Source organism: Anaerovibrio sp. (assembly GCF_051866355.1).
GTDB lineage: Bacteria > Bacillota > Negativicutes > Selenomonadales > Selenomonadaceae > Anaerovibrio.
This window is the reverse complement of the sequence record NZ_JBJDWZ010000071.1, coordinates 1-2,867: the sequence shown is the minus strand read 5'-3', so window position 1 is coordinate 2,867 and position 2,867 is coordinate 1. Positions and strand designations below refer to the sequence as shown.

The following is a 2,867-nucleotide window of genomic DNA, read 5'->3' as shown; positions in this document are numbered from 1 at the left end:
TGCACGCAGTTTTTTTATGCAGGAATACAATTTTTTATCCTGCTCTTATTCAGTCTGACCGTGGTATTCAATGGAACGGATTTCCTTGACGGCATTTTTTTCGTCAACCATGACTACGGTCGGCTTGTAGGCGGCAGCTTCCTTCTCGTCAAAGAAGGCGTAGGCCATGATGATGACAATGTCCTCGGGCTGTACCATGCGGGCGGCAGAGCCGTTGAGGCAGATGACGCCGGAATTGCGCGGCCCTGGGATGACGTAGGTTTCCAGGCGGGCACCGTTGTTGTTGTTCACTACCTGCACACGTTCATTGGGCAGGATGTGGGCGGCCTCCATCAGCGCTTCATCAATGGTGATACTGCCCATGTATTTCAGGTTTGCTTCGGTAACAGTGGCGCAATGGATTTTTGATTTCAGCAGATTTAGTATCATGTTCTGTTCCTTTCTAATTTTGCCTGCTTCTGACAGGCGCAAAATATCTATCAATTGCCCTTTTACGACGGTTTTTCGGCAATTTTTCAGCCGATTATGATATTATCGATTAAGCGGGTTTTACCAATCTTCACAGCGATGGCAAGCAGGCTTTCGCCGCTGACGGTTTCGATTTCCTTCAGCTCGTCAAAGCTGTACAGCTCCACATAGTCAATGGCGGCCATCGGCTCGGCATCAATCTCGGCACGGACAATTTTTTTCAGGGCGGCTACGGATTTTTCACCGGCCTCATAGGCGGCCTCTGCCTTTTTCAAGCTGCGGGAAAGCACCAGGGCGGCAGTCTTTTCCGCCTCGGACAGATAGGCGTTGCGGGAGCTTCTGGCAAGGCCGGATTCCTCGCGGACAATCGGCACCATGTTGATGTTGACCTGTATGTTCAAATCCTTGACGAAACGGCGGATAACCAGCACCTGCTGGGCATCCTTCTGTCCGAAAAATGCCTCCTGGGCGCGGCTCAGGTTCATCAGCTTGGTAACGACGGTGGCTACGCCGCGGAAATGTCCCGGACGCTGGCCGCCGCACAGCTTGCCTGTGAAGGCAGACTCTACGTTGACGTAGGTACCGTAGCCGGCAGGGTACATTTCCTCCGGCTCCGGATGGAAAACTGCGTCTACGCCTGCGGATTCCAGTTTCCGGCAGTCCTCCTCGAAGCGGCGCGGATAGGCATCATAGTCCTCATTAGGGCCGAACTGGACGGGATTTACGAAAACGGAAGCGATTACCACATCGCATTTTGCCCTGGCAGTGCGCATCAGGGTGAGGTGGCCTTCGTGCAGTGCGCCCATGGTAGGCACCAGCCCAATCACCCGGCCTGCCTGCTGGGCAGATTTGGCAAATTCGGTAATCTCGGCAACAGTACGCAAAATTTTCATCTTTATCGTCTCCTTGCACACAACAAATACAGAAAAACAAAAACGCCTTCGGGTTCCCCAAAGACGCACAGGTATCACAATATGACAGTTATGCCGTCCGGTGCAGCTCGCCGGGGATGCCGCCCGCAAAATATAAAGGATATCAACTGCCACGCGATAGCATATCATAACTTTTTGAAAAATACAATACAAAAGTGAAAAAAATAGTGTATAATATACCAATCATCGGCAAGGCTGGAGCAGGCGTGCTCGCTTATGCCAATTGTCATACAGGAGAGGGAGGTATTTTATGGGAGAATCCTTTAATATTTATGAGTTTATCGGCATGATGAAAAATATTACCCCGGAGGAACTGGTGGATATGCTGCTGGTGCCGGTGTGCATCCTGCTGGCGGCGCTGTGCCTGGGGCAGTTTATCAACAGCCTGGTGGAGAGCAGGCTGGCAAGGCGTTTTTCGGATACGGAGGAGATTTCCCTCAAGCACATACTGCTGAAGGCGGCACGGGGATTGCCGCGGGCGTGGATTGTAGGCTCCACCCTCTACTGGCTGATAAATTCCACCAGCCTCAAATGGGCGGCAGTGGACTTGTTTTCCTATATACTGTCGGCATGGCTGAGCTTTACACTGTTTCAGGTGCTGGCCAGGGCATCCACCGGCTTTATTGAGCTTTATGCCCAGCGGCACGAAAACATTCCCCAGACCAGCCTGCTGCCCAACATCGTCAATGTGGTTATCTACGCCCTGGGCATCCTGCTGATTCTGAGCTCTATGGGGATTTCGGTGGCGCCGCTTCTGACGGCTATGGGTATCGGCGGTATGGCAATCGCCCTCGGCCTGCAGGAAACCCTTGCCAATATCTGCGCCGGCATCTATCTCCTGATGTCCAAGCAGCTCAGCATTGATGATTATGTGCGGCTTAGTACCGGCGAAGAGGGCCGGGTGGAGGACATCACATGGCGGTTTACGACCATTATCGCCACCTCCGGCAATGCCATAGTGGTGCCGAATCAGAAGATTTCCAGCGCGATTATCACCAACTACTGCATGCCGGAGCCGGATATGTCCATCAAGGTGCCGTGCGGCGTCGCCTATGACAGCGATCTGGATTTTGTGGAAAAGGTCACTGTGGAGGTGGCGGAGCAGGTGACGAAAGAGATTGATGCCACTGTGACCAAAAAGCCGGCGGTGTACTTTCACACATTCAATGACAGCAGCATAGATTTTAATGTGGTACTGCACTGCAGCCAGTTTGCCGACCAGTTCAGGCTGAAGCATGAGTTCATCAAGGCACTGACCAGACGCTACCGTCAGGAGGGGATAGAAATTCCGTTTCCTATCAGGACGGTATACAATCATCAGGCGGAGAGGCAGCAGTAAAAATAAAAACAGGCGCATAGGCAGAAGCAAGAATCGCAATAAAATATCGCATGGCACGTTCCGGCGCGCCATGCGATATTTTTTGTCTGCAGTAAATTTCTTTGCGGCGGCAAAGAACACAAAAAAGG

General features: G+C 52.1%; 3 protein-coding genes. 1 reads left to right on the top strand and 2 read right to left on the bottom strand.

The genetic code is table 11. The annotated features are described in order from the left end of the window. Window positions 1-45 precede the first annotated feature (45 nt). Both panD and panC read right to left on the bottom strand, forming a co-directional pair. Entirely contained in the window at window positions 46-429 is a 384-nt protein-coding gene (gene panD / locus ACI3UA_RS04280; RefSeq protein WP_154406647.1) for an aspartate 1-decarboxylase, read from the bottom strand. An 86-nt stretch (window positions 430-515) separates the two neighbouring features. Beyond that, window positions 516-1,361 carry a pantoate--beta-alanine ligase gene (gene panC / locus ACI3UA_RS04275; RefSeq protein WP_439723592.1) on the bottom strand — a complete coding sequence of 282 codons (846 nt, stop codon included), beginning with the start codon at window positions 1,359-1,361 and terminating at the stop codon, window positions 516-518. A 289-nt stretch (window positions 1,362-1,650) separates the two neighbouring features. Here panC and ACI3UA_RS04270 point away from each other — a divergent pair, with 289 nt between their 5' ends. Continuing rightward, window positions 1,651-2,739: a mechanosensitive ion channel family protein gene (locus ACI3UA_RS04270; protein WP_439723591.1), complete on the top strand. Its 1,089-nt coding sequence runs from the start codon at window positions 1,651-1,653 to the stop codon at window positions 2,737-2,739. The last annotated feature ends 128 nt before the right edge of the window (window positions 2,740-2,867 follow it).